2 protein-coding genes are annotated in these 1,272 nt (G+C 75.2%); both read right to left on the reverse strand.

Going from position 1 to position 1,272, the window contains the following annotated elements; genetic code table 11:
• A partial coding sequence (locus FDZ70_10840; protein TLM65775.1) for a hypothetical protein occupies positions 1 to 531 on the reverse strand: 531 nt, incomplete at its 3' end.
• A gap of 118 nt (positions 532 to 649) precedes the next feature.
• Positions 650 to 1,144, reverse strand: coding sequence for a YtxH domain-containing protein (locus tag FDZ70_10845; GenBank protein ID TLM65776.1), 495 nt, complete (start codon positions 1,142 to 1,144; stop codon positions 650 to 652).
• Positions 1,145 to 1,272 lie beyond the last annotated feature (128 nt).

Below are 1,272 nucleotides of genomic sequence, written 5' to 3' on the forward strand. Positions count from 1 at the left end.
GACCGCGCCACCCGGCAACGACGCGTCGAGCGCGGCATCGGCGACGCGGACCGCACCGCCGCCGGGCGCGCCGGGCTCGAAGCCGATGACGAGCTCGCCGGCCACCTCGCGCGCACCGAACGCGACGTCGTTGACGACACCGCCGGTCAGGAGAACGCGCGTGACGCGGCCCGAGACCTTCGTGAAGCCGGCGTCCGCGACGCGGCCGGCCGCGGTCCCGCCCTGCGACAGGACGGGCATCCCGCGCCAGATCACGGTGTCGTCCCAGGCGGCACCGATCTCGCGCTCACCGGCGCGCTTCGACGGCAGCCGGCTGCTCGCACCGATCGCCTCGGCGCCCCATACGGCCACACGCGTCAGCGGCAGGAAGCGCGGCGCGCGGCTGAGGACGTACAGGAAGGCAGGCGGCGCGACCTGCAGGCCGATCACGCGCGGCTCGGACGGGTGGAACAGCACCTCGGACACAGTGCCGAGGAGCCGGCCCGTGCGTCCGGCGACCGGCAGGCCCCTGATGGCGGAGATGAGCGGCATGGCGGCTTGTCGTCCGTGCCTTTCGCGGCCCGGCCGCGAAAGGCCGGGCGGGGTTCGAAAGGGGCCGGTCCGCCTCGCAGGCGGCCGGCCCCTTGCGGATGCGGTCCGTGCGGCGGGGCTACAGGTCCGGCAGGTCGTCGGCGGGCGCCGCCACGGCGTCGGCGGCGACGGGCACGGCTGCGGCGTCCGGCGCCGGGGCCTCGGTCTTCTCGATCACGAAGTCGAGCGCGTCCTGCGCCTTGGCCTCTGCGACGTCCAGGCCGCTCTTGGCGGCCGACGCGGCCTTGCTCACCGCGGGCTTGGCGCCGCGCGACGCCTCGGCGACGGTCTCGCGCAGCCTCTCGCGCGCGACGTCGACTCGGCCGCGCACGTCATCGGCGGTCTCGGCGGCCTTCTCGCGACCGGCCTCGTACAGCTCGGTGGCCTTGGCGACGCCCTGGTCGTACAGCTCGCCGGCGTCCTCCCAGTACTCGCGCCCCTTCTCGGCGATGAGGTCGCGGGTCTCCTTGCCGGAGCGCGGCGCGAAGAGCAGGCCGAGCGCGGCCCCGATCAGGCCGCCGAGCAGGAACGCACCGAACAGGCCGCTCCCTCGCCGTGCGTACGACTCGTACATGCGATCCCTCCGTTCCGAGGCGCCGAGGCCGGCAGGCCCCGGTGCCGCTGGTCCGTCCTACGCGTACCGCGCGGCCGGGAGTGCGTGGCCGCGCGATCGAGAATGTACCCGCTAGCGTACCGTGTCGA

Source organism: Actinomycetota bacterium (assembly GCA_005774595.1).
In the GTDB taxonomy this organism is placed as follows: Bacteria; Actinomycetota; Coriobacteriia; order Anaerosomatales; family D1FN1-002; genus D1FN1-002.

Coding starts and splice junctions, on each gene's coding strand:
- FDZ70_10845 (TLM65776.1), bottom strand. CDS start 1,144: ATGTACGAGTCGTACGCACGGCGAGGGAGCGGCCTGTTCGGTGCGTTC.